Genomic DNA, 22,886 nt, shown 5'->3' on the forward strand with positions numbered 1-22,886 from the left:
TGGCACTTGACGTCACCGGAAGTTGGAGGGATACTTGTCCCAGGGTCCGAAACCTAAGAGAAGTGCTCACCAGCCTCTCGGCAACGCCGTTCTTTGGAGCGGCGTTTTGTTTTCTACATGGTGTTCTCCACGAGTGAGATAGACGAACTTGCCCCACCCGAACGGGCGCTCTTGGGCCGGAAGAAATCGTCATGGCGTGGCGCCGGCCGCAGCCCAAGCGCGACACTAATTCTGTAGCTCTCCCCTCGAGTTGCTTGATTGCGACCACTCAGAACTGCGTAAACGAGCGGCAGCGAAAATCCTCGGTCGCGCGCCCAGCAGGCAACACTGACCCCGTCCTCTTTGAACTTTTTTCGAACTTCGTCAAGGTCGTTGATCTGCTCGGCTGCGTCATACATAATTGAGTGCGATAATATACATTAATGATAATTTTCACAAGGGCCAACAGTGGAGCTTGATGACATCGGAATTCGGTTGCGCGCGGAGCGCGAGCGACTAGGCTTGACGCAAGAACAGTTGGCCGTTGCGGCAGGAGCAAACAAGATCACCGTTTTTCGGTATGAGGGGGGGGCACATCTGCCCACGCTTTCCTTTCTGGTCGCCGTCGAGGCTGTTGGTGTGGATGTGGGATATGTGTTGGATGGAAAACGGAGCATGGTCGTTTTGGGCCTCGATGACGCAGCTCTGCTGGGACGTGCTCTAGCCGTGATCGATGACCTTCTGGACAAGCATCACTTCAGTCCATCCGAAGAAGTACATGGGAGGCTGATATTGCAGGTACTGAAGGATGCTCATAGCTCAGCCAGCGGCTCCAAGATTCGGATGCAGTCGCTAGACAAGCTGATCGAGGAGTTGACGAAGTGAACGATCCGTCAGAACCAGAGGATGCGGATTCTGCAAAGCTATCCTCAGTTCTGATTGAATTGCGCTCACTTTGGGCCCGGGTGGAAGGTCCGGTAGAGGCCACTCAAGCGCTGGAGCAAGTCCGCGATATTCAGCGGCATGAAATGCAGGAGCAGTACCTAGGCCTGCTCCAGACCCGCTTTACTTGGTGGCAGGTTTTGAGCAGCCCGTGGCATGCGTGGCGCTTCAACCGGGAGAGGCGTCGTTTTGATGTTGCGTCCGTTGCCCAGTTGGAAAGAGATGACTGGCATCGCCTGAACCGATTGGTGACTCGGATCGAGTTTGGCCTGCATGTGGATCGTGCGTCGGCAGATCATCTAAGGCGGTTTTTGAGAGCTAGGGTGCTGACAGCACGCGATGCTTGGCGGCTACTTCATTCTGTCGGCTGCCGAATTGAGAAGGACTGTCTGGAGCCGGCTCCACTGTCCCTGCCCGTGGCGGCAGTGGGACTGGTAGCTGGAATTTTTCTTAGCTTGATTGCACTCCTCTTCGCTGTGCAAGTAGCGATCGATTTACTCAGCGACTGCCAATTCAATGCATGTAACGTCTTAGGTGGCAGCATGGTGTGTTCTTGGCTGTTATTCATTGCGCCAAGCCTGATTTGCTGGACATGGGGGCGACGCGATGCGGCACGTGTCCTGCATGCACTGCTTTCCAGCGATCAAGTTAATTCTTCCGCGTTGTATCAAGCGATCAAGCGTCCGTTTTTTATGAGGCTTGTTTGGTAATAGCTCTCATGCTTCATATGGGTGCAGCATTCGATGCGTAAGAAATCACTTCTTCTTGAGAAAAGAGGATAACTATGGACGTCAAAAAAAGACCGCAGTCCACTGGAGCAAGCGAGCAGAATGCGCTGGGGTTTTACCTGCAGTCTGGAGATGTTCGTCTGGCCTCTTCGCTTAGCCAAGTCCCAAAGGTAGATTTGGTGAACTGGAAGATGTTCCGGGTCCGATGGCCAGATGGAAGAACGACCCGGCACCTGATTGGAAGAACTGTCCACTCCAACCGCGGTAGGGCTTGCTCAGAGATCAAAACCATAGATCTGGCGACCGGTTCGTTCACGACTAAGTCGGGTCGTCAGTATCTGATCCATGGGCCCACCCGGGACGACTTGGATGCTGCGTTCGTCTTCGATCTGTGGGTGCGCGAGTGGAATGTGCAGGCTAGGGAGATAACGCGGCCATTTCTCCGCTTGTTGCGGAATCGTAATCCATCGCTGCTCGAAAGTCTGTTCGAGGGGCAGTTTCTGCAGTGACTACATCACTCTAGGCAGACTGGGATGACTGAAGCGAAGATACTTTTCTTGGACTTCGATGGTGTACTCCACGCGAATTCGGGGCCAGGTGCAAACATGCGTGAATTCGTCTGGTTGCCTATCCTTAAGAGTCTCATCTCTAGCCATACTGATCTTAGGATTGTGGTCCACGCATCGTATCGACGCACTTCTTCGGCGGAGTTCCTGCGTACACGCCTCGGATTCGGAAAAGATATCTACCTAGGCGTCACGAAACCTACCCTGGATCGATGGCCGTCAATCCAGGAATGGACGAAAGGCCGCCCGTGGGTCAAGTCATTCCGGATATTGGATGACCAGGCATTTGAGTTTCCAGAGCCGCCGCCGGCTGAACTGATCTTGTGTGATGGTCGACGAGGACTATCCGAGGCCCGCGTCCAGGACGCACTGCGTGCGTGGCTAACCTGAAGATCCATATTGGGAGCCAGAAAAATGATCACCGTAGATCCTGATGTGATGGGTGGTCTCCCGTGCTTCGCCGGGACGCGGGTTCCCATCGACAACGTTCTCGGCTCGATAGAACAATCCATCGACATGGAGTTCCTGCTTGTGGCTTATTCCTTCCTGACGGAGGAACATATCCAGGCTGCACAGATCTACGCGGCCTCACACCCAAGTCGGAGGCCATCAGAACGGCTCAGCAACGCCATGCCTGATGCAAGGCTAGTGAGCGATCTCACGCTTCAACGCATTCATCGATCATGAAAGAACTCTCTGGCGAGCGAGATGACTGGGATGTAGACCAGCCGAAAGCTTTTGCCGAGGAAGTTTTCGGGACCAAGGAGAAATCCCAGAAGTGGATGCGTACCGAGGTGGTTTCCTTGGGATGCACCAGGCCTATCGACATGATGAGTAATCCTGAAGATCGCAAGTCGGTCGGAGGCGTGCTGGTAAAAATCCAGGAAGGATTCTCGTGATGGAGACGCCACGCAAGCCTTCGCTCGTTGTTTTCACCGGAGCAGGAATCTCTGCCGAAAGTGGTCTCGCCACCTTCCGGGATGCGAACGGCCTTTGGAACAGCCACAGGCCCGAAGAACTCGCCAGCATCCAAGCTTGGAGGCGCGATCCGGCGCTGGTACTTGAGTTCTACAACCAGCGCTGGAAACAACTCCAGACGGTGAAGCCCAACTCCGCCCACTACGCCATCGCGGAGCTGGAGCAGGCCTACGATGTGACCGTGATCACCCAGAATGTGGATGATTTGCATGAGCGCGCCGGCTCCACAAAGATCGTTCACCTGCACGGCGAATTGATGAAGGTCTGCGAACAGCACGACAAGGGCGCGACCTACCCCTATGCAAACCCTCTGAAGGTCGAGGACCTGGGACCCACCGGACGCCAACTGCGTCCGTTCATCGTGTGGTTCGGAGAAGATGTCCCATTGATTCCGGTGGCACAAGAGATCGTGTCCAAAGCAGACGTCTTTATCGTCGTTGGCACGTCGTTGAACGTGTACCCGGCAGCGAGCCTGGTCGACGACGCCAGGCGAGCCTCGCCCAAGTTCCTCGTGAACAAGGAACATTCATTGGGTACCCTGGGCTTGGATCGAAGTGTTTTCGAGGATTGGACGGTTCTGATCGGACCGGCCACAGTGGGAATGTCTGAGGTCAAGCACTCGCTTCTGACCAAGCGAGGCAAGTCAGACTTGCCAGATCGAACTCGAGCAGCCCAAGACATACTGCAGTACATGCAAGATCGAACGCTCTCATTGCCCGTATCCGATGCCGAACTCAAGGGCTGGATCGAGAAAGGGCGAGACTGAATTGAGCACGAGCTTGAAAAGGCTCCCTCGAAAAACGCCAGTACATGAGCAAAGGCATCATCGCACTTGACGCCGACGGCGTGCTTCTTGACTACGGTCTGGCATATGCCAGTGCCTGGCAGAAAGCCTTTGGTGTGTATCCCCAGGAACGGGATCCATTGGCCTACTGGCCAATGGATCGGTGGCAGGTGGAGCGCCTGGAAGGTGATCGGCTGGCCCAGTTCCGCAGCGCCTTCGACTCGAACTTCTGGGCGGCTATACCGCCGGTTCCGGGAGCCATCGAAGCGTGTCAGTTGCTCGCAAGCGCGGGTTTCGAATTGGTCTGCGTGACAGCGCTGCCAGACGAGTTCCGTATGGCGCGCGAGCGCAACCTGCAAGCCCATGGGTTTCCGATCGACATGGTGCACTCGACGGACAACGTTGCAACCCCTGTGAGCCCAAAGGCTGATACTCTGAATGCGCTCAGGCCGGTCGCATTTGTCGACGACTATTTGCCCTACTTCGTCGGCGTGGATGCCGGCATCCATCGGGCGCTCATCACGCGCGAGGTGAATGGTTCTCCGAATTCCGGTGAGTTGCTGGCTCATATCGACTCGCGGCACAAAGACCTCTTGGCATTCTCCCGCGCTTGGATCGCGCAATGACAATTGTGAATCGCCCGGGTTTGAACTGGCCCCAACGAGACCCCCCGAAGAAGAAACCTGCGTTTTCATGCGAATTCCTGGAAATCTCTTCACCTATCGGCACCGTCACACAACATGAAGATTCAGCTTGCGTCCGATCTGCATCTGGAGGTCCTGGTCAAGCAGTCTGGGGGAGATAAAAGCGAACTCGGCCGCGAGACGATCATTCACCCTGAACCCGGTGCCGATGTATTGGTACTGGCTGGGGACATACATCGCGGCTCACAGGCGGTGAAGCTCTTTGGTGACTGGCCAGTGCCTGTGATCTACGTGGCCGGCAACCATGAGTTCTATTCTCGGAAGTGGGAACAAACCCGTCTGGAGCTTCGACAGACCTGTGAGGAAGTCGGCATTCATTTCCTCGATGACGACGAACTCGTGCTCGACGGGGTGCGCTTTCTTGGGACCACACTCTGGACTGACTTTCAGCAGCGCGGGCTTACCCAGGAACAGAGCATGCTGGCGGGCAGTCAGCGCCTAGCTGATTTCTATCGGATTGAGACCAGTACGGGCCAACTCACGCCGCAACAGACACTGGAAGCCCATCTGATCAGCCGAAAGTGGCTGGAAACAGAATTGGCCAAGCCGTTTGAAGGCAAGACGGTCGTGATCACGCATCATGCGCCGCACCCGCTGAGTGTGCATAGGCGCTTTGTCGGCGACCCACTCAACGGATGCTTTGTGAGTGACCTCACACCACTCCTGTTTCAAACCGACTTGTGGCTGCACGGGCATTGCCATGACAGCTTTGACTATCGGGTTGGACGATGCCGGGTGGTATCCAACCCGACGGGGTACATCCAGAATGGCCCTGAGATTCAGAAATCGGATGACATGGGAGATGCTGTGTTTGAGAATTCGGCTTGGAATCCGAATCTGCTGATCAGCATCTAACCCACCAGCGCGAGGATCATCATGCACCTTGGAATCGACAAAACAACAGGGTTTGTCTATGAGGGAGTCGATCAACCCATCCATCCTATTGCTACCAACCCCTACATCACTCGTGCCGTACTGATTGAGGGCGAGGTAGATTGGAAAAGTCTCGCCTCAACCATCTCTGACACCCAAAAAGCCAAGATCTTTCGCGAAGACACCTTCGATCCAGTGACTCGAACCCGCCGCGGTCGGCTCTATACCCCGTCAGGATCCGGGCAGTACGTTGTTACCCCACATCCCTCTGATCGCCCGGCGGTATCTGGATATCACCTAAGCGGAATTGTTCCAAAGCAACTGATCACATACTTCGGTTGCAGCCAGCTACTCAGCAGTCCCAGGCGCGGTCAAGGCATGAAGCTCGTTCTGGGCACCGAATCTGCCTATTCCATCTGGCGCATCGTCCAAACGGAGATGCTGACGGATCGAAGCATCCTGATTACATTGAAGTCTTTGAGCGCATTCGGAATCCTACCGGAGCTCGACTTAGAAAAAATCGATCCAACCCATCGAGAAGCTGTAAAACAGGCGATGGACCGAACATTGGATTCGGCATTCAGAGAGACTCCAATATCAGTGATTGACCAGTGCAGAAATGCCATCTCGGTGACGTTGGCGCGGTGGATCGCACAAGAAAAATCAGATACATCAATCCTCTCGAAGGACCTTGGAGAGGTTGCGAAAGCTGCTCTTGGGCTGTCAAGTCCAATGACCGCAGCAGGGCGCTTGGCGGAAGTAGTGGCCAAGCTTCACTCAAGGGGGAAAGGAAACGAACAGCACGCGAGAGATTTACGAGTTCCAACCGAGGAAGACGCTCAACTCGCTTTGGACGCGTTTGGATTTCTGCTACGGGATATCGGCTGGGCGAAATCAGGCGAATAAATGAAATAGTCGCTTGTCGTCCGCGTCCTGAATTCCAATTGAGAAAAGCACATTTGATGTGTCAGCCTTTAGTCGACGTCAATCAATCGAACGGCTGTTGTGCAGCGATTGCAGACCCATACCTCGCTGCACTAAGCGTTCGCAATAATCCGGAAGCTGCCATTCACGTACATCCAGAAGAAAAGGCGTGGAGGCTCGGGCCAAATCACGAATGACACAATGACGTCCACGAATGGCGCAACGAAGAAGTACGCGCCGGTCAGTGCTTTCCTTGTAGCAGCGGTAGCGGCATTTCGCCGACCCGTAGCTTGGCCAGCGGCTTACTGGTGCTGAACAAGAACGCTGCAGCAAGTACCGGAACGGCGGAGCGGAATGACATGGTCGAATTCTGTTCGCGTTCACAGGGCCATTGCCCAGCCGGCCGCAGCGCATAGCGCCACGACGACCAAGGGCGATGCGCGCGCGTAGACTAGTAGGCCAAAGCTGGCGAGCGCCAACGCGAAGTCCGCGCGCGCATGGATGGCGCTGGTCCAGACTGGGTCGTACAGCGCCGCCAACAAGACACCAACGACGGCTGCGTTTGTGCCGGCCAGTCCGTTCTGGATGCCCTCCCGTTGCCTGAGTGCTTCCCAGAATGGCAGCGCGCCGGCGATCAACAGGAAGGCTGGAAGGAAGACGGCCGTCAGCATGAGCAGTCCGCCCAGCCAGCCGCCGGGTGGCACTTGCATCACTGCTCCGAGATAGGCCGCGAACGAGAACAACGGTCCCGGTACTGCCTGCGCCGCGCCGTACCCGGCGAGGAAGTGATCGTTGCTGATCCAGCCTGGCGGGGTCACTCCACTTTGAAGCAACGGCAGCACGACATGTCCGCCACCGAAGACAAGTGAGCCTGCCTTGTAGAAGACCGCGATGGCAGACCAGAGCGGCGAACTCGTTGCGGCCCCGATGGCCGGCAATAAGAACAGCAATGCGACGAAGCTGATCAAGAGGGCGATGCCCATGCGTCGACTCACGCCGTAGTCTCGATGTCCCGATGGAGCCAGATGTTCGAGATGCAGCCATTGCCGTCCAACAAGCGCGCCTGCAGCAATGGCCGCGATCTGCCCGAGTGCCGAAGGCATGGCCAGTACGAGCAGCGCCGCCGCAATCGCAATGCCGGCACGCAGGCGGTCGGGGCACAGCACCTTGGCCATGCCCCAAACAGCCTGCGCGACCACCGCAACAGCGGCGATCTTGAGACCGTGTAGAGCCCCTGCCTCTGCAAGCGAAGTCCAGCGCGAAACACCATAGGCAAACAGAATGAGCGCCACCGCTGACGGCATGGTGAAGCCAAACCATGCCGCCAAGGCACCCCACCAACCAGCGCGTCCAAGCCCCAGAGCCATGCCGATCTTGCTGCTCGCCGGACCAGGGAGGAGCTGACACAGTGCGACCAGGTCAGAGTAGCTCTTGTCATCGAGCCATCGCCTGCGCTCCACGAACTCAGTACGGAAGTAGCCGAGGTGCGCTAGTGGGCCGCCGAACGAGGTCAGCCCCAGTTTTAGAAAGGCCAGCAACACTTCCAACGGACTACCTCTGTCAGGGCGAGTGGCGGTGATAGGGGATTCGGCTCGGGTCATGTGAAGCAGATGGTGCCGCAGTGGGCGGTCGCTGTGACGAACGGTGGTCCGTTTCATGAATTCAATCATTCAACCATATCGTCATGGTTGATAGATATTGCGCCGCTCGTTGACTAGGCAGACTCTGCAACAGTTCGGGGACCTTCCGTGCCCTCTGCTCGAAACTCTGTGGGAGTCTTCCCGTAGCGTTTGCGAAAGGCACGATTGAAGGGACCAACCGATCCGAAACCTGCTTCCAAGGCGAGCGTCAGTATCGGCCGTCGGGTCCATTGCGGGTCCTGCAGGCGTGTCTCGATTTCGCAAAGCCGGAAATCATTCACATACTCGGCAAAGTTTCGGTGCCCAAGTTTCTCGTTGATGAGCCGACGCAGCACGTACTCGGGTATTGCCGCTCGTGCGGCAAGCATGCGAACGGAAAGATCGGGGTCCCGATACAACTTGTCGTCGCTCATCAGCGTATGCAGTTTCCCTAGCAGTCGCTCGTCCGCAGATGGGTCAGCTGTCCTCGGCTCGGAAATGGTCTCTGACGACAGGATCGATGCGGAAATCAAGCGCGGTGCAAACAAGGTATCCATCGCCCTCGGCCGCAACTGAACGAAGAACAGCAATGTTGCGAGCAACGTGGCGTCAATGGCTGCCGCATTGATCAGGTCCAGCCATGCGGGTGGCCGTGCGCCGAGGAAGTAGATCTCACCTGCCATGACCATCAGGCCATAGACACCGATGTAGCCCATCAACCATCTGCGCAGGCGTCGTCTCGGTTCGAACAAGTCCCCCTCCCAACTACGCCACGCCCTCCAAAGAGCGGAGCCGACAAAGCCGAGCGCCGCCACCTTGTTCGCTATGGCCGCCACTATCCTCGTAGTTTCGGAAATCTGGAGGTAGTCCGGAGCCGTCATGATTGCACTGACCAGGAGCAGGGCCAGCCCGCCCCAGGCCTGCGGGGTGATCGTGGTTTCATCTTCCAGCACAACCCTGGCCAGCCGCCAGAACGCAAACGGAAATCCAGCCGCTCCCATCAAGAGTGGCAAAGCCCAAGGAGACGCGCAGCAGGGTCGTGTCGGCGAGGAACACAGCAGGTACGCAACGGCGCAAAAGATCAACAAGATCAGATCCGCGCGTCGTCGCCATCCGGCCGACATCCCCACCACCATCAGGAACACCAACCCGACAGCGGCACCACCAACGCGCAGAAGGACATCCAGGGTAACGTTCATAGGTGGCTAGCTTCTCCCAAATCGGCCTCGCTTTCTCGCCGAATTTCGAAATTTCAGGCCTTTTTCGGGAAACGGCAAACATCCGTCGGTTTTGACGAGACTGCGCGAGGCTCGTTACCTAAGGTAGTGGGCCTCACAGAAAGGTCCCTCATGTGCATCCACGAAGTATTTGCCCAGGCCGTCCAGGCATGGCCCATGATCTGGTTACTGGATCTGCTGCGCTATCTGATCGGCGTCGCCGCCATCCTCATCGTTTTCGATCTGGCATCGGCGCATTGGCTTGAACGACGCCTGGTCCGAATCCGCCGGGTCATTGCTGGTCAGCCCTGGCGCGAGTTCCTGCGCTCGCTGCGAACCGTGGTGATCTTCTCGTTGGTCGGTACGTCCGTGTTCATTGGCTATCGACTGGGAATCCACCGCGTCTACGAAGACCCTCTCGCTTACGGTTGGATGTGGCTGGTGGCCAGCCTTCCGGTCATCGTGGTGTTGCATGACGCCTGGTTCTATTGGACGCATCGCTTGATGCACTGGCCTAGGCTATTCGGCGATGTCCATCGTACGCATCACTTATCGGTCGCACCGACACCCTGGACTGCCTACTCGTTCTCAGCGGTCGAGGCATTCGTCCAGGCGCTGTTTCTGCCAGTGGTGCTTCTTGTCATTCCGGCGCACCAGTCGGTGATCTTCGCGTGGATGATCTGGATGGTATTGCGCAATGTCATGGGTCATAGCGGAACCGAGTTGCTTCCGCGCCGGTGGTTGGCGGGCTGGTGGGGACGATGGTTGACCACCACGCTGCATCACGAAATGCACCACGCGTACGGATATGGAAACTATGCCCTGTACTTCACTTGGTGGGATCGTTGGTGCGGCACCGAACACCCGGAGTACCGGGCGCGGTTGGCCGCGCATGTCGCGGGCTTGGAAGAGAAAAAGGCAATCGATGCGCCGATGGTGGATGCGCGCTAGATAGAACGGATTCGCCTATGTCGCGAATCTCACCTTGCGCGTGCGCGAACGAGACCCAAGCCACTGAGCAGCAATGCTGCCGCTCCCAACCAAGGCAGAAGCACAAGGTTCAAGTTCTGCCATCCAAGCACCTGCAACAGCGGTGCGGCGGCAAGGGATGACAGCAGGCCCACGACGAAGACGGAGAGATCGTTTGCTGCCTGCGCACGTCCCTTCTCGGCCGAGGTGTAGGTCGTGGTGAGTAGGGTCGTGCCGCCGATGTAGAGGAAATTCCATCCGATCCCGAGCAATACCAGTGCACCGGCGAAGGAGTGGAAGCTCGTACCTGTGAGGCTGATGGCGACATGCCCTGCCAGCAGGGCGATGCCTGCCAGCATGACGCGCAGAACACCAAACCGGGAGATGAGTGAGCCCGTGAAGAACGATGGCACAAACATGCCGAGCACATGCAACTGGATCACTATCGTCGCATCGGAGAGCGCATGGTGGTGATGGACCATCGCCAGAGGCGTCGCGGTCATCGCAAGAATCATCACCCCGTAGCCTGTCGCCGCACCGAACAATGCAGCCAGGTAAGCCGGTTGGCTCATGATCTGCGCCAGCGAACGACCACCTTGCTGTGTCCCGACAACTGGCGCAGGAATCCGCAAGCCGAGGAGCACGCCAGTCGCGATCAGCGAGACAACGGCCAGCAGCAGAAACGCACCCACATAGGCGGTTGATGTCAGTGGCCCGCCCCATCGAGCCAACAACGGCCCCAGTACGGCCGCCACCACGCCACCCGCCAACACCAGCGAGATGGCACGCGGACGGAACACATCGTCCGCCACTTCTCCCGCTGCAAATCGATAGAACTGCGCGAATGCCTGATAGGCACCGACCAAGAACGTCCCCGTAGAGAGAAGCAACAAAGAACCGATCCAAAGGCCTGTTGCCGCAATCAAGCCTGCGGCGACACCAAGGAGCGCGCCAAGCATGAATCCGGTGCGCCGTCCCACACGCGCCATCCATGCTGCGGCGGGGATGGTGGAGACCGCCGTGCCGAGGAACATGGCTGCGATGGGCAGTGTTGCAAACTTGGGGTCCGCGGCGATCGTTGCGCCAGCGAGTCCGCCGATGGTCATCACCATTACGGAGGCGGTCTGGAAAAGTGCCTGTGTCACGGCGAGCAGCAGGACTTGGCGATGCATGGGTTTGGCGAGCATGGGAACCTCAGGATGGGTTATTCACGGGTAATTGGGCAGGATTGGATCGAGAGGAGTTTCGCCAAAGACAGCGAGCTTCTCGTCACCAAGGCTCGTAAGAGGAACGTGCTGCATCACGTGGATTCCAGCGGCAGGCCGGCAGCCTGCCATTCGCACACACCGCCGAGAATCTTGTGGGCCTTGTAGCCCTTGGCCCGAAGCAACTGCAATGCGTCATCGGACAGCATGCAGAACGGTCCACGGCAGTAGGCGACGATTTCGGAGCCGGGTGGCAATTCGGCCAGGCGCTTTTCCAGCTCCGACAGAGGCATCGATCTGGCGAAGGGCAGATGCGCCGCCTGAAACTCTGCTTGCGGCCGAACGTCGATGACGATGACTTCGCCGCGCTTTGCGCGCTCCATGAGGGAAGCACCATCCATTGAAGCAAGTTTCTCGGGTTGGGCAACCATCTGCTCCACCGCCAGGCGCAGCTCCACCAAATGCTCTTCAGCTACTTCGCGCAGGCGCACCCAGAGATTCGCGACATCGGGACCGCTGAGTCGGTAGTGGATGTATTTGCCCGCGCGCGTTGTTTCGACCAGCCGCGCTTCTCGGAGTGTCTTGAGGTGCGCGCTGGTCAGCTTGATGTCGATGCCCAACTCTGCACTCAGCGCCTCCACGGTTTTCTCGCCCTGGCCGAGCACTTCCAGTATCTCGAGCCGCTTCGGACTCGAGACGGCTTTTCCGATGCGGGAGACTTGTTCGTAGAGCAGGTCCTTGAGCTCGTGCCTTTTCATTCAAACATTCTAATTTATGTTTGAATGTTATGGTTCCCATGCGCACTGCACCAATCTTGGCTGCAGCCTATCAATTAGCTCTGGACCGTCCCTGGTGCAATAGACTGGACTGATCCAGGATCATTGGCACTCATGAATACATCCGCCATCCATGCCCTGCTGGCCGCCGCGCTATTCGGAGCTAGCACTCCATTTGCCAAGGCACTGGTCGGCGACATTTCCCCTGTGCTGCTGGCAGGACTGCTCTACCTCGGCAGTGGAGTTGGGCTGGGCATCGTCCGATGGATACGTGATCGAGGCTGGCAGTCTCCCGATTTGCAGCCACGAGAGTGGCCCTGGTTGTTGGGGGCCATCGGTTTTGGCGGAGTTCTCGGCCCCGTTGCGCTGATGTTCGGGCTGACACACACGACGGGTGCAGCGGCCTCCCTGCTGCTGAACCTTGAAGCCGTGCTGACTGCCGTGCTGGCATGGGTCGTCTTCAAGGAAAACGCCGACCGTCGCATCGTGCTCGGTATGGCAGTGATCGTGACCGGGGGTGTTCTGCTGGCGTGGCCCAGCGGGAACGTCGGAGCAACGACTTGGCTGGGTTCTGTGGCGATCATCGGCGCCTGCCTGTGCTGGGCCATCGACAACAATCTGACACGCAAGGTGTCCGCTTCGGATGCACTCTTCATCGCGAGCAGCAAGGGTTTGGTGGCTGGCGCCGTCAATGTCGCATTGGCGGTGATGCTGGGTGCGCGATTCCCATCGACTGGCGCGATCGCGTCCGCCATGCTGCTTGGCCTGCTGGGTTATGGCCTCAGCTTGGTCATGTTCGTGCTGGCGTTGCGTGGGCTGGGTTCATCCCGCACAGGCGCGTACTTCTCGACAGCACCTTTCATAGGTGCGGCCCTCGCCGTGCTGGTCTTTCAGGAGCAGACCGATGGCTTGTTCTGGCTTGCGGCAGGCTTGATGGGTCTCGGCGTCTGGTTGCATCTGACCGAGCGGCATGCGCATGAGCACATGCATGACCCCAGGGAACATAGCCACCGGCATGTGCATGACGAGCACCACCAGCATGAACACGAAGAGGGGGAAGACGGGAGGGGGCCGCACACGCACAGTCATCACCACGCGCAGATGACACATAGCCACCCTCACTTCCCGGACATTCATCATCGGCACAGCCACTAGTTCTGGCACTTTGGGTCGGCGCTTTCATCCGATTTTCCATGCGCCATAATGACCCGATGCGTCCCTCCCGCAAGGCCCTCCTGTCCATTGCCATCATGCTCTGGCAGACATTGGCGTGGATGACCCCTTTCGCGGTTCAGGCGTACAGCGAGCAGTTCACGCACATGGCCGTCCATCAACAGGGGACGGATCATCATCACGATGATGAGTCGCTGCACCTGTCATCGGACACTGACAGCGCCTTGCACTTGCATGCCGACAACGGGTTTCAGCCGGCTGGGATGAACGCCTGGGCCGCCCACATCGAGATCCCGCCTCTGGTCAGTACCCCTGTGGCTAGGCAATCCAGTGAGCCACCGACCGTCTTTCTTGACGGGTTGCTGCGGCCTCCCTGCGCCCACGCTTAACGTCTAAGGTCCGCGCTTATTTCGCGTGCATGTCCTGCTGCCACTGGCGCAGCGGATGCTCTATTGACCTTTTGACTGGCCTCCTGACTAAGACTTCGCCGCTCCTGTGGCGAACCTTGCCGCGCGCGCGAACCGTTCAGTGGGATGGCGGCGCTTGCGCAATGTCCCCAATCCAATTCCATTTCACAGATGAAACTTCTTGATTTCAGGCGTTTGATCGCACTGGCCGTCGGCCTGACTCCCTTGTTGGCCTGGGCGCATGGCATCTCGGCCGCGGACCAGCAGCGCATGCTGGAAGGCGGTTACCTCCGATACATCGAATTGGGTGCCCGGCACATGCTCACGGGCTACGACCACTTGCTGTTCCTCTTCGGCGTGGTGTTCTTTCTGACCACGTTTCGCGATGTGGCCAAGTTCGTGACCGTTTTCACCATCGGACACTGCATCACGCTGATCTTCGCGACCTACTTCAAAGTCACTTGGAACTACTACTTGGTCGATGCCGTCATCGCGTTCAGCGTGATGTACAAGGCTTTCGACAACAACGGCGGCTTCCAGAAGTATTTCTCGATGGCTTCGCCCAATCTGCTCTGGGCGGTCTTCGGCTTCGGTTTGCTGCACGGGTTTGGCCTGTCCACACGCCTGCAGCAACTGCCGCTCGGCGACGATCCGTGGGCGATGCTCTGGCGCATCCTGAGCTTCAACGTGGGCGTCGAGCTGGGGCAGATCGTGGCGCTGACAGTCATGGTGGGTGCCTTGACGCTGTGGCGCCACACCCCATCGTTCAAGCGCTTCAGCTATGCCGCCAACCTGGCGCTTTTCTATGGCGGTGTTTACCTGCTCTTCACGCAGTTGCACGGCTACCAGCACGACAGCCATCCTGATAGCTTCCGCTTCCCAGCTGCCGAACATCGTCATGCGCATGAGGACATGGATGTGGAAAACACGGAAGACAAGAGCCGCAGCGACTTCTAACCCCTCTCAATCTTTCCCTCAATCAACCTCTATTTATTACAGGACTCACCATGAAATCACTCATCCTTGCCGCTACCCTGATTACTTTGCTGCCGTTCAGCCCGCTTGCCAGGGCGGATGAAGGCAGCAGTTGCCACTTCCACGGCAAGAAGCCAGCCACTGAGGCCGTCGTCACGGATTGCGCAAATCAGCGGCGCAATGCCCTGGTCAAGAACGGCAAGCTCGAGGGAAGCTGGCAAAGCGCCAAGCTTGAGAAGCTGGAGCTGATTGATGGCAAGAAGGGCAAGGAGTGGAAGGTCATCTTCACGAACCCTGCCGTCACCGACAAGACGAAGCAGAACCTGTACGTGTTCTTCTCACACCCGGGCAACTTCATCGCCACCAACTTCACCGGCCAATAAAGCGCTGCCTCTCTCACTTGGCGGGGCCGGGTGAGGGGGCTTTATCTCCCTTTTAGGCTATAGGTGTTTCTCGATGCCATACCTCTGGCTTGCACCTGTACCTACTACAGGCTTTATGCTCGGTGGCTTTTTAAGAAATTCTTGCTGAAAGACTGCTAGTAAGTTCATGAACAGAGGGCCTACGCTTGAACGGATTGTTCAATGCTCCAATGAGTCAGGGGCGGTTAGTCGTTACCTCCGCGGTTCGAGCCTGCGAATGCAGGCTTCGGGATGGACGTTGCCGCATGACAATGCGGCGCTGATGGCTTTGCTTTGCCATCGACTCTGATGTGAGATGTTCGTGAGACTTTGGTTGATGGCTTTCCTGCTTGCCGTACTGCCTCTACAGGCGGTATGGGCCGTCACAAGTTGGTACGGGACCAATCTAAGTCCTCTTGGCAGCATGTCCGTGTTACTGGAGCCGTGTGATGAACGGAAATCACAGCTACAGGCCGGTAAGGCTGAAAACCAAATCCACGGATCAGGGGGAGAGCATCATGGATGCAGTACCTGCCACCACAGTACCGCGGTATTGCCCGTAATTGAAGGCCGACTCCAGACCAAGGATACGTCGCAGGCTCCAACAGCCTCGGCCATGAAACTCATCCCATCGGGATTGCACGAAAGCATTGATCGCCCTCAGTGGGCGCCGCACCGGTATTCCGGTGCGGTTTCGTGACGGAGATAGAACACCTGATCACCACCGCATCGGATTCTTTTGTCTTGTAACTGACTGGAGAATTTGATGCTTAGGAAATTCGCACCCCACGCGATGGGGTTTGCGTTGCTTTTCGGCCATGCGGCATGGGTCCAAGCCGCAGTTGCGCCAAGAAACTCTGATGCGCTTGCGTCCGCGCTAATCGAAGCAATACAGCCACTGACACTGCGTGCGGCGCAGGAGCAGGCACTGCAAGGCAACCCCGAACTGATCGCGGCAAGGCGAGAGGTCGAAGCCGCTGAAGGAGCCCGGATACAGGCGGGAGCCCTGCCCAATCCTGTGTTGGACATTCAATTGGAGGATGAGCGCAGGGCAACCCGTACCAGAACGACCTCTTTCAGCCAGACACTCGAACTGGGCGGCAAGCGTGGTGCTCGCATTGAGGCCGCTGAACGTGCCGTCGAGATGGCCAGATCTCGATTCGAGGCGAAGACCGCTGACGTTCGCGCTGGCGCCACGGTTGCTTTTTTTGCCGCCCTGGTTGCGCAGGATCGAGTCAATCTTGCCCAGGCTTCGCTGGAGGTCGCCAGACGAGGCAGTGAGGCGGCCAGCAAGCGGGTCTTCGCGGGCAAGATATCGCCCATCGAGGAAACCAAGGCCAAGGTTGCCGAGGCGGGTGTCCGGGTGGAGCTGGTCCAGGCGCGCGGGGAGCTCCAATCGTCGCGGCAGCAACTGTTGGCGGTGATGGGGGCAACACATCTACCGGCAGAGCTGGATGGCGATGCCTTGAACCTTCCCCAGGTTGTTGCGCCCGATGCAATTCCCGGTCTGATCAATGATGCTCCCGCACTGCGTGAGGCTCAGCTGAATGTGCACCGATTGACCGCTCTGGTTGATCTTGAGTCGGCTAAGCGCATTCCGGACGTGACGTTGATGGTGGGCGTCAAGCGCGCGGAGGAGTTGGGGCGCGATCAGACCGTGGTGGGGATTTCCTTGCCGCTACCGCTCTTCGATACAAACCGCGGCGCTCTGCTGGAGGCTCTTCGTCAGAGAGACATGGCCGAGGAGGAACTGCGCGCCACCGAACTGCGGCTTAGGGCCGAAGCGAGCATCGCCGTGGGAAGGTACGCCACATCGGTTGCCGAAGTGGCGACCCTCAAGGATGAGGTGATCCCCGGCGCCCGCATCGCCTTCGATGCTGCGGCCAAGGGCTTTGAGCTCGGAAAGTTCGGATACCTCGACGTTCTGGATGCCCAGCGCACGTTGCAGCAAGCGCGTGCGCAGTACCTGCGTGCGCTTGCCGAGGTGCATCGCGCCGCCGCCGACCTGGACCGCCTGTTGGGCAGTTCCGGAAGCACCCGTTCAAACACTCTTCCCGAGATTCGCCAATGAAACCCTCTTTTTCATCCCTGTCCGCCGGCAAGTCCGGCCGTAAGCAGTTTTTTGCCATTGCCGCCCTGGTTGTCGCCGGCATCGTCATTGGCGCCTTGATTCTTTCCTATGGCTCTTCCGGCCCCGCGTCCGAGGAGCATTCCGAGCATGCCGAAGAAGCTGAGGGCAAGGGCGGTGACAGCCATGGTCATTCGGAAGAGGAAGGCGAGCACGAGTCCGAGGCGCAGGCGAAAGGCCCCAATGGTGGCCAGCGATTTGTCGACGGTGATTTCGCCCTTGAATTGCTTCTTGCAGAAGAGGGCGGTGAGCCACGATTCAAGGCTTGGCTGTATACCAAGAACACAATCACCACTCCTTCTGGAAGCTCGGTTTCGATCAGCCTGACGCGCCCCAGTGGCGAGCGCCAGGAGATCAAGCTGATCCCGAGAGGCGATCTGCTCGAGGGCGAACAAGTGGTTGCCGAGCCGCATGTCTTCGAGGCTGCGGTGACGGGGAGAACGCCGAAGCAGTCGTTCAAATTTGCCTTCAGCCGGGAGGAGGGCAAGGTTGAAATGAGCGATGCTCAGATTCAATCGTCCGGCATCGCGGTGGAGACAAGCGCAGCCGCGCGCATTCGGACTGCCCAGCAATTTCCTGGCGAGATTCGATTCAACGAGGACCGCACCGCGCACATCGTTCCGCGCGTGAGTGGCGTGGTGGACGGCGTCAGCGCCAACTTGGGCCAGCAGGTCCAGCAGGGCCAGGTACTGGCCGTGATCTCCAGCACCGCCGTTTCGGAGGTGCGCGCGGAACTGCAGGCTGCTCAAAAGCGCCGGGAACTGGCGAAGACCACCTACGAGCGGGAGAAGTCGCTGTGGGAAGAAAAGATATCGCCCCAGCAGGATGTTTTGCAGGCACAACAAACCTTGCGGGAGGCCGAGATCGCCGTGGCGAACGCCACGCAGAAATTGCTTGCGCTGGGTGCCGCGCCAGAAAGCAGTGCCTTGGGGCGTTTTGAACTGCGGGCACCCTTCGATGGCGTTGTCGTGGAAAAACATATCGCGCAGGGTGAAGCTGTCCGAGAGGACTCCAACGTCTTCACCATCTCGGACTTGTCGACCGTATGGGCGGAGATGAGCATCTCCGCACGTGACTTGCCGCAGGTGCGCGTGGGTGAAAAAGTCGTCGTGCGCTCCGGTGCCTTTGACGCAACTGCTAAAGGATCCGTGTCCTACGTCGGTGTCCTGATCGGTGAGCAGACACGAACGGCCCGCGCGCGTGTCACGCTGGCCAATCCCCAGGGTGCATGGCGACCCGGTCTTTATGTGAATGTGGAAGTCGTTGCCGAGGAGAAGATGGCTCCGGTGACCGTTTCCTCGTCGGCCATTCAGACGATCGATGAGAAGCCCGTTGTCTTCGTGAAGACACGGGGTGGCTTCATTCCCCAGCCCGTGCAACTGGGCCGCAGCGATGAACGGCGTGTGGAGATCGTCAGCGGGCTCAGAGCCGGTGTGCCCTATGCCGCAACAGGCAGTTTCATTGTCAAGTCTGAGCAGGGCAAGGGTTCGGCAACCCATGCCCATTGAAGCAGGAAACGCACACCATGTTTGAACGCATCATCCAATTCGCCATCGAACAGAGATGGCTTGTCATGCTGGCCGTTTTCGGCATGGCGGCTCTGGGAATCTATAACTACCAGCGCCTGCCCATCGACGCCGTCCCTGACATCACCAACGTCCAGGTTCAGATCAACACACCTGCGTCAGGCTATTCGCCGCTGGAGACCGAACAACGTGTCACCTTCCCGGTCGAGACCGTGATGGCGGGCTTGCCGGGTCTGCAAGAGACTCGCTCCATGTCTCGTTACGGCCTGTCCCAGGTGACAGTGATTTTCAAGGATGGCACGGACATCTATTTCGCCCGCCAGCTGGTCAACGAACGCTTGCAGTCGACCAGCGGTCAGTTGCCGGAAGGCATTCATCCGCTTGCCGGCCCCACCTCAACGGGGCTTGGCGAAATCTATCTCTGGACGGTGGAAGCCAAGGAAGGTGCCAAGAAAGAAGACGGCACGCCCTATACCTCGACCGATCTGCGTGAAATCCAGGACTGGATCATCAAGCCGCAGCTGCGCAATGTGCCGGGCGTCACCGAGATCAACACCATCGGCGGCTATGCCAAGGAATACCAGATCGCACCCTACCCGGAGCGGCTGGCGGCCTATGGCCTGTCCATGAGCGATGTGGTCAAGGCGCTGGAGCAGAACAACACGAACGTGGGGGCGGGCTACATCGAACGGCGCGGAGAGCAATACTTGATCCGCGCGCCCGGCCAGGCACGCAACGTCGAGGATCTGCGCAATGTCATCCTCTCGAGCAGTGGCAGCACGCCCGTGCGCGTGCGTGATGTTGCCGATGTGGAGATCGGCAAGGAACTGCGTACCGGCGCTGCGACGGACAACGGGCGGGAAGTGGTGCTGGGGACCGTTTTCATGCTCATCGGTGAAAACAGCCGGGTGGTTTCGCAGGCGGTGGCTCGAAAAATGGAGGAGATCAACAAGAGTCTTCCGACTGGTGTTCACGCCGTCACGGTCTACGACCGAACCGTGCTGGTCGACAAAGCGATTGCAACGGTCAAGAAAAACCTGCTTGAAGGCGCGGTGCTTGTGATCGTCGTTCTGTTTCTCTTTCTTGGGAACATCCGGGCAGCCATCATCACCGCGCTGGTCATTCCGTTGTCCATGCTCTTCACCTTCACGGGAATGGTGAGCCAGAAGGTCAGTGCCAACCTGATGAGTCTGGGGGCACTAGACTTCGGCATCATCATCGATGGCGCCGTGGTGATCGTGGAGAACTGTGTCCGGCGGCTGGCGCATGCGCAGGAGCATCACGGCCGACCGCTGACCCGAAGCGAACGGTTTCATGAGGTATTTGCCGCCTCCAGAGAGGCGCGCCGTCCGCTTCTGTTCGGCCAGCTCATCATCATGATCGTTTACCTGCCCATCTTCGCCCTGACCGGCGTGGAAGGAAAAATGTTCCACCCGATGGCGCTCACGGTCGTGATTGCGCTGCTGGGGGCCATGATTCTCTCGGTGACTTTCATCCCCGCAGCCGTGGCGCTTTTCATTGGCAAGCGGGTGGCGGAAAAGGAAAACCGGCTGATGACGGCCGCCAAGCGCATCTATGCGCCTCTGCTGGATCGCGTGATGGATACCAAGGCCGTGGTGCTGACGGCCGCTGGTGTCATGGTGGTGCTTTCCGGTCTTCTTGCGACGCGTCTTGGCAGTGAATTCATCCCCAGCCTCAACGAAGGAGATTTCGCCATTCAAGCGCTGAGGATTCCTGGGACCAGTCTGACGCAGTCCGTCGAAATGCAGCAGCGGCTGGAAAAGCAACTGAAAGAGAAATTCCCCGAAATCGAGCGCGTTTTCGCGCGTACAGGGACGGCCGAGATTGCGTCGGATGCCATGCCGCCCAATATCTCGGATGGTTACGTGATGCTCAAACCCGAAAGCGAATGGCCGGAACCACGGCGCACCCGAGAGGAATTGCTGGAGACTGTTCAGGCCGAGGCCGCGAAGCTGCCGGGTAACAGCTATGAATTTTCGCAACCCATCCAGCTTCGCTTCAACGAGCTGATTTCGGGGGTGCGCAGCGACGTGGCGGTCAAGGTCTTTGGTGACGACATGGACGTGCTGAACAGTACCGCTGCGCAGATCGAGAAGGTTCTCAAGGAAGTTCCTGGCGCGGCCGAGGTCAAGGTCGAGCAGACCACGGGTCTGCCGATGCTAACCATCAACGTTGACCGGGAAAAAGTCGCCCGTTATGGATTGAACATCGCCGACGTTCAGTCGACGCTGGCGACGGCGATCGGTGGTACGGAAGCCGGGACGATGTTCGAGGGTGATCGGCGATTCGATATCGTCGTGCGCATGCCCGAGTCCCTGCGGGGTGATGTGACCACCATTGGACGCTTGCCAATTGCGCTTCCGGCTTCGGGGGCGGGCCGAACCAACTTCATTCCGCTGTCCGAGGTGGCGAGTCTGGAGCTTTCGCCCGGACCCAATCAAGTGAGTCGTGAAAACGGCAAGCGCCGTATCGTGATCAGCGCCAACGTCCGTGGCCGCGACCTGGGTAGCTTCGTCACGGAAGCCGCGGCGGCACTGGAGCAGAAGGTCAAGGTTCCGACCGGCTACTGGACGACCTGGGGTGGTCAGTTCGAGAATCTTCAATCCGCCACGGCACGGTTGCAGATTGTGATTCCGGTCGCTCTGCTGCTCGTCTTCACGCTGCTGTTCGTCATGTTCGGCAATGCCAAGGATGGCTTGATCGTGTTCACCGGCATTCCATTCGCTCTGACGGGAGGGGTTCTGGCTCTGTGGCTGCGGGATATTCCAATGTCCATCACGGCGGCCGTCGGGTTCATCGCGCTTTCAGGCGTCGCCGTGCTCAATGGCTTGGTGATGATCGCGTTCATTCGCAACCTGCGTGAATCGGGCGTGCGTTTGGAGCAGGCGGTCCGCGAGGGCGCATTGACCCGACTTCGTCCCGTGCTCATGACCGCGCTTGTGGCTTCGCTGGGATTCGTTCCCATGGCCATCGCGACAGGGACCGGCGCGGAAGTACAGCGACCGCTTGCGACCGTGGTGATCGGGGGGATCCTTTCCTCGACTGCGCTGACCTTGCTGGTTCTGCCCGTGCTCTACCGTCTGGCTCACCGCCGCGATGAAGACGAGGATTTCGAGGTCGTGTCTCAGCCAGCTTCGCCTTCCCCCGTCACAGCAACTTCCACGTTGCAGACCTGACGAAGGCGGCGGCCATGCTGTGGTGCACACCATGCTTCATTGCCATCCGCTCAATGCGGGGTACTACCGCTGAGATCGGCTCTGATGCGCGAGGTGAGCCTCGGCATGGCCCGTTTACTCGTCTGCTGAGAAAAATTTCGATAACCCTGATGCCAGTCTTGGCGTTCGGGGTGTCGCTTGAATCTATATTAGCTATAGGTTTTATGCTTGATCCCGCTCCCGGTGAAACAGGTGTGGTGCCGCTTCGGTCAAGCCATTCCTGTTCCTTGGAATGACGCCCGTTTTCCTTCGCGGGTAGTGTCGATGTCTGGAGAAAGTGCCATGGGAAGTACGGAACACTCGCAAAAACAAACCCGGTCCAAGTTGGCGTTGAAGGTGCCGCCGCTGATATTGCTTGCGGTTTTTGCTGCAGTCATGGCGCTCTTGCCCGAAGTGGTCGCCTTGCCGCGTCTCGGGTCCTGGCATGTCTGGTGGTGCCTTGTGATCGCGCTGCTGGGGGTGTCGATCTGCTTGGCTGGCGTCTTTGCTTTTCGCCAGGCCCGCACGACAGTGGACCCGACCCGGCCAGCCACTGCCACGTCACTGGTCGTGCGAGGCATCTACCACCATACGCGCAATCCGATGTACCTGGGCTTTTTGCTCGCCTTGTTGGCCTGGGCGCTGTACTTGGCCAAATTGTCGGCCTTGGCGGGATTGCCGCTTTTCGTCTGGTATCTGACCGTGTTCCAGATCAAGCCCGAGGAAAGCGCCTTGCGCGAGCGTTTCGGGGGCGATTTCGATGCCTATGCCGCAGCTGTGCGCCGCTGGCTGTGAGC

At 58.4% G+C, this 22,886-nt stretch carries 24 protein-coding genes; 19 read left to right on the forward strand and 5 right to left on the reverse strand.

The features are described 5' to 3' along the window. Positions 1-113: 113 nt before the first annotated feature. On the reverse strand, positions 114-398 hold the full coding sequence (locus AZ34_RS19000) for a hypothetical protein (protein WP_081767044.1): 285 nt from the start codon (positions 396-398) through the stop codon (positions 114-116). Between the two features lie 49 nt (positions 399-447). On the opposite strand from AZ34_RS19000, the gene AZ34_RS17480 reads away from it, so the two are divergent. The 10 genes from AZ34_RS17480 to AZ34_RS18155 all read left to right on the forward strand — a co-directional run bounded on the left by AZ34_RS17480 (position 448) and on the right by AZ34_RS18155 (position 6,460). Beyond that, positions 448-864 carry a helix-turn-helix domain-containing protein gene (locus AZ34_RS17480; protein WP_051509463.1) on the forward strand — a complete coding sequence of 139 codons (417 nt, stop codon included), beginning with the start codon at positions 448-450 and terminating at the stop codon, positions 862-864. Then, complete coding sequence (locus tag AZ34_RS18150) at positions 861-1,631, forward strand: hypothetical protein (protein ID WP_155831697.1); 771 nt, start codon at positions 861-863, stop codon at positions 1,629-1,631. The genes AZ34_RS17480 and AZ34_RS18150 overlap by 4 nt, the downstream gene beginning before the upstream one ends. A 74-nt stretch (positions 1,632-1,705) precedes the next feature. Then, positions 1,706-2,158, forward strand: coding sequence for a hypothetical protein (locus tag AZ34_RS18505; RefSeq protein WP_035604397.1), 453 nt, complete (start codon positions 1,706-1,708; stop codon positions 2,156-2,158). 24 nt (positions 2,159-2,182) lie between these two features. Further along, positions 2,183-2,605, forward strand: a complete 423-nt coding sequence (locus AZ34_RS19005) for an HAD domain-containing protein (protein WP_197026486.1) — start codon at positions 2,183-2,185, stop codon at positions 2,603-2,605. 24 nt (positions 2,606-2,629) lie between these two features. Further along, positions 2,630-2,902: a DUF433 domain-containing protein gene (locus AZ34_RS02355; protein WP_051509464.1), complete on the forward strand. Its 273-nt coding sequence runs from the start codon at positions 2,630-2,632 to the stop codon at positions 2,900-2,902. Further along, positions 2,899-3,114 (forward strand): MbcA/ParS/Xre antitoxin family protein, encoded by a 216-nt coding sequence (locus AZ34_RS02360; protein ID WP_035604399.1) that lies wholly within the window; start codon positions 2,899-2,901, stop codon positions 3,112-3,114. The genes AZ34_RS02355 and AZ34_RS02360 overlap by 4 nt, the downstream gene beginning before the upstream one ends. Next, positions 3,114-3,959 carry an NAD-dependent deacylase gene (locus tag AZ34_RS02365; protein ID WP_081767045.1) on the forward strand — a complete coding sequence of 282 codons (846 nt, stop codon included), beginning with the start codon at positions 3,114-3,116 and terminating at the stop codon, positions 3,957-3,959. Before AZ34_RS02360 ends, AZ34_RS02365 begins: the two co-directional genes overlap by 1 nt. 44 nt (positions 3,960-4,003) lie before the next feature. After that, complete coding sequence (locus AZ34_RS02370; protein WP_035604401.1) at positions 4,004-4,603, forward strand: HAD family hydrolase; 600 nt, start codon at positions 4,004-4,006, stop codon at positions 4,601-4,603. Positions 4,604-4,717: 114 nt separating this feature from the next. Next, the gene (locus tag AZ34_RS02375) at positions 4,718-5,536 is read left to right on the forward strand and encodes a metallophosphoesterase (protein WP_035604404.1); all 819 of its coding nucleotides are present in this window, start codon (positions 4,718-4,720) and stop codon (positions 5,534-5,536) included. A gap of 21 nt (positions 5,537-5,557) precedes the next feature. Next, the gene (locus AZ34_RS18155; protein WP_035604406.1) at positions 5,558-6,460 is read left to right on the forward strand and encodes a hypothetical protein; all 903 of its coding nucleotides are present in this window, start codon (positions 5,558-5,560) and stop codon (positions 6,458-6,460) included. A 398-nt stretch (positions 6,461-6,858) separates the two neighbouring features. Here the strand turns inward: AZ34_RS18155 and chrA are convergent, their stop codons facing one another. After that, on the reverse strand, positions 6,859-8,079 hold the full coding sequence (gene chrA / locus AZ34_RS02385) for a chromate efflux transporter (RefSeq protein WP_035610658.1): 1,221 nt from the start codon (positions 8,077-8,079) through the stop codon (positions 6,859-6,861). Between the two features lie 113 nt (positions 8,080-8,192). After that, complete coding sequence (locus AZ34_RS17490; RefSeq protein ID WP_051509466.1) at positions 8,193-9,296, reverse strand: helix-turn-helix domain-containing protein; 1,104 nt, start codon at positions 9,294-9,296, stop codon at positions 8,193-8,195. A gap of 150 nt (positions 9,297-9,446) precedes the next feature. On the opposite strand from AZ34_RS17490, the gene AZ34_RS02395 reads away from it, so the two are divergent. Continuing rightward, a complete protein-coding gene (locus AZ34_RS02395; protein ID WP_035604408.1) occupies positions 9,447-10,265 on the forward strand; it encodes a sterol desaturase family protein in 819 nt (272 codons plus the stop codon). Between the two features lie 29 nt (positions 10,266-10,294). Here the strand turns inward: AZ34_RS02395 and AZ34_RS02400 are convergent, their stop codons facing one another. Further along, complete coding sequence (locus AZ34_RS02400) at positions 10,295-11,470, reverse strand: MFS transporter (protein WP_035604410.1); 1,176 nt, start codon at positions 11,468-11,470, stop codon at positions 10,295-10,297. 113 nt (positions 11,471-11,583) lie between these two features. Then, entirely contained in the window at positions 11,584-12,246 is a 663-nt protein-coding gene (locus tag AZ34_RS02405) for an ArsR/SmtB family transcription factor (protein WP_035604412.1), read from the reverse strand. Between the two features lie 132 nt (positions 12,247-12,378). Here AZ34_RS02405 and AZ34_RS02410 point away from each other — a divergent pair, with 132 nt between their 5' ends. From AZ34_RS02410 to AZ34_RS02445, 8 genes are all read left to right on the forward strand, one after another. Further along, positions 12,379-13,419, forward strand: a complete 1,041-nt coding sequence (locus AZ34_RS02410; protein WP_035604414.1) for a DMT family transporter — start codon at positions 12,379-12,381, stop codon at positions 13,417-13,419. Positions 13,420-13,475: 56 nt separating this feature from the next. Then, on the forward strand, positions 13,476-13,826 hold the full coding sequence (locus AZ34_RS02415; protein ID WP_035604415.1) for a hypothetical protein: 351 nt from the start codon (positions 13,476-13,478) through the stop codon (positions 13,824-13,826). 189 nt (positions 13,827-14,015) lie between these two features. After that, positions 14,016-14,801 (forward strand): HupE/UreJ family protein, encoded by a 786-nt coding sequence (locus AZ34_RS02420; protein ID WP_035604417.1) that lies wholly within the window; start codon positions 14,016-14,018, stop codon positions 14,799-14,801. A gap of 50 nt (positions 14,802-14,851) precedes the next feature. Continuing rightward, positions 14,852-15,202, forward strand: coding sequence for a DUF6488 family protein (locus AZ34_RS02425; protein WP_035604419.1), 351 nt, complete (start codon positions 14,852-14,854; stop codon positions 15,200-15,202). A 784-nt stretch (positions 15,203-15,986) separates the two neighbouring features. Further along, positions 15,987-17,291, forward strand: a complete 1,305-nt coding sequence (locus AZ34_RS02430) for a TolC family protein (RefSeq protein ID WP_051509467.1) — start codon at positions 15,987-15,989, stop codon at positions 17,289-17,291. Further along, complete coding sequence (locus AZ34_RS02435) at positions 17,288-18,856, forward strand: efflux RND transporter periplasmic adaptor subunit (RefSeq protein ID WP_035604427.1); 1,569 nt, start codon at positions 17,288-17,290, stop codon at positions 18,854-18,856. Before AZ34_RS02430 ends, AZ34_RS02435 begins: the two co-directional genes overlap by 4 nt. A 17-nt stretch (positions 18,857-18,873) precedes the next feature. Further along, the gene (locus tag AZ34_RS02440) at positions 18,874-22,071 is read left to right on the forward strand and encodes a CusA/CzcA family heavy metal efflux RND transporter (RefSeq protein WP_035604428.1); all 3,198 of its coding nucleotides are present in this window, start codon (positions 18,874-18,876) and stop codon (positions 22,069-22,071) included. A 207-nt stretch (positions 22,072-22,278) separates the two neighbouring features. Beyond that, complete coding sequence (locus tag AZ34_RS02445; RefSeq protein ID WP_231495441.1) at positions 22,279-22,884, forward strand: methyltransferase family protein; 606 nt, start codon at positions 22,279-22,281, stop codon at positions 22,882-22,884. Positions 22,885-22,886 lie beyond the last annotated feature (2 nt).

This window comes from Hylemonella gracilis str. Niagara R (assembly GCF_000600295.1).
GTDB lineage: Bacteria > Pseudomonadota > Gammaproteobacteria > Burkholderiales > Burkholderiaceae_C > Hylemonella > Hylemonella gracilis_A.

Bases quoted from the DNA above. Each gene is read 5' to 3' on its own strand.
- AZ34_RS19000 (WP_081767044.1), bottom strand. From the start codon at position 398: ATGTATGACGCAGCCGAGCAGATCAACGACCTTGACGAAGTTCGAAAA.
- AZ34_RS18505 (WP_035604397.1), top strand. From the start codon at position 1,706: ATGGACGTCAAAAAAAGACCGCAGTCCACTGGAGCAAGCGAGCAGAAT.
- AZ34_RS19005 (WP_197026486.1), top strand. From the start codon at position 2,183: ATGACTGAAGCGAAGATACTTTTCTTGGACTTCGATGGTGTACTCCAC.
- AZ34_RS02355 (WP_051509464.1), top strand. From the start codon at position 2,630: ATGATCACCGTAGATCCTGATGTGATGGGTGGTCTCCCGTGCTTCGCC.
- AZ34_RS02360 (WP_035604399.1), top strand. From the start codon at position 2,899: ATGAAAGAACTCTCTGGCGAGCGAGATGACTGGGATGTAGACCAGCCG.
- AZ34_RS02365 (WP_081767045.1), top strand. From the start codon at position 3,114: ATGGAGACGCCACGCAAGCCTTCGCTCGTTGTTTTCACCGGAGCAGGA.
- AZ34_RS02370 (WP_035604401.1), top strand. From the start codon at position 4,004: ATGAGCAAAGGCATCATCGCACTTGACGCCGACGGCGTGCTTCTTGAC.
- AZ34_RS02375 (WP_035604404.1), top strand. From the start codon at position 4,718: ATGAAGATTCAGCTTGCGTCCGATCTGCATCTGGAGGTCCTGGTCAAG.
- AZ34_RS18155 (WP_035604406.1), top strand. From the start codon at position 5,558: ATGCACCTTGGAATCGACAAAACAACAGGGTTTGTCTATGAGGGAGTC.
- chrA (WP_035610658.1), bottom strand. From the start codon at position 8,079: ATGACCCGAGCCGAATCCCCTATCACCGCCACTCGCCCTGACAGAGGT.
- AZ34_RS17490 (WP_051509466.1), bottom strand. From the start codon at position 9,296: ATGAACGTTACCCTGGATGTCCTTCTGCGCGTTGGTGGTGCCGCTGTC.
- AZ34_RS02395 (WP_035604408.1), top strand. From the start codon at position 9,447: ATGTGCATCCACGAAGTATTTGCCCAGGCCGTCCAGGCATGGCCCATG.
- AZ34_RS02400 (WP_035604410.1), bottom strand. From the start codon at position 11,470: ATGCTCGCCAAACCCATGCATCGCCAAGTCCTGCTGCTCGCCGTGACA.
- AZ34_RS02405 (WP_035604412.1), bottom strand. From the start codon at position 12,246: ATGAAAAGGCACGAGCTCAAGGACCTGCTCTACGAACAAGTCTCCCGC.
- AZ34_RS02410 (WP_035604414.1), top strand. From the start codon at position 12,379: ATGAATACATCCGCCATCCATGCCCTGCTGGCCGCCGCGCTATTCGGA.
- AZ34_RS02415 (WP_035604415.1), top strand. From the start codon at position 13,476: ATGCGTCCCTCCCGCAAGGCCCTCCTGTCCATTGCCATCATGCTCTGG.
- AZ34_RS02420 (WP_035604417.1), top strand. From the start codon at position 14,016: ATGAAACTTCTTGATTTCAGGCGTTTGATCGCACTGGCCGTCGGCCTG.
- AZ34_RS02425 (WP_035604419.1), top strand. From the start codon at position 14,852: ATGAAATCACTCATCCTTGCCGCTACCCTGATTACTTTGCTGCCGTTC.
- AZ34_RS02430 (WP_051509467.1), top strand. From the start codon at position 15,987: ATGCTTAGGAAATTCGCACCCCACGCGATGGGGTTTGCGTTGCTTTTC.
- AZ34_RS02435 (WP_035604427.1), top strand. From the start codon at position 17,288: ATGAAACCCTCTTTTTCATCCCTGTCCGCCGGCAAGTCCGGCCGTAAG.
- AZ34_RS02440 (WP_035604428.1), top strand. From the start codon at position 18,874: ATGTTTGAACGCATCATCCAATTCGCCATCGAACAGAGATGGCTTGTC.